This is a genomic window from Saccharothrix sp. NRRL B-16348, assembly GCF_001280085.1.
In the GTDB taxonomy this organism is placed as follows: domain Bacteria; phylum Actinomycetota; class Actinomycetes; order Mycobacteriales; family Pseudonocardiaceae; genus Actinosynnema.
In genome coordinates, this window is record NZ_LGED01000092.1 from 1 (window position 1) to 574 (window position 574).

Genomic DNA, 574 nt, shown 5'->3' on the forward strand with positions numbered 1-574 from the left:
ACCAGCACTTCCTCAGGTGAGGACGCAGTTCCGTTTTTTTAACACCCGCCCGATGGTGGAGTGGTCCAGATCCGGGATGTCCTCGATGAGCGCGACGTGCTTCTCCAGCAGCCGCAACGACCACCGCCCGTATCCCGGCGGAGGGGCCGAGCAGGCCAGCGCGATCAACCGGGCCTCGACCTCCCCGGTCACCACCGACGCCACCGGCGGCAGAGCGCGCTGCTTGCGCGAGATCGTGGCGTGCACATCGCCGCCGGTCTCGGCGAACCGCTTGGCGACCAACCGCAGCGTCTCACCCGAGACCCCCAGCCGGGCCGCGAGCACCTCCTTCGCGTCAACCTCACCCGCCGAGGTGTCCAACGCCAGCAACACCCGCGCACGCATGATCATCGAAGCCGGGTGCACACCCGTCCTGGTCAACCGGACCAACTCGGCACGATCCGACTCGGTCAACACGACCGGACGCTTCTTCCGCGAAGGCACCACAACCATCCTCGTCTGGCAGATGCACGGACCTGCCAGACGCCACTCTTCCACCCAAATATGCCAGAACTAAGCAGCGACACACTACTAG

General features: G+C 65.7%; 1 protein-coding gene. It reads right to left on the reverse strand.

Going from position 1 to position 574, the window contains the following annotated elements; genetic code table 11:
- Window positions 1–12 precede the first annotated feature (12 nt).
- Window positions 13–483, reverse strand: a complete 471-nt coding sequence (locus tag ADK67_RS11015) for a helix-turn-helix domain-containing protein (protein ID WP_442974126.1) — start codon at window positions 481–483, stop codon at window positions 13–15.
- Between the last annotated feature and the right edge of the window lie 91 nt (window positions 484–574).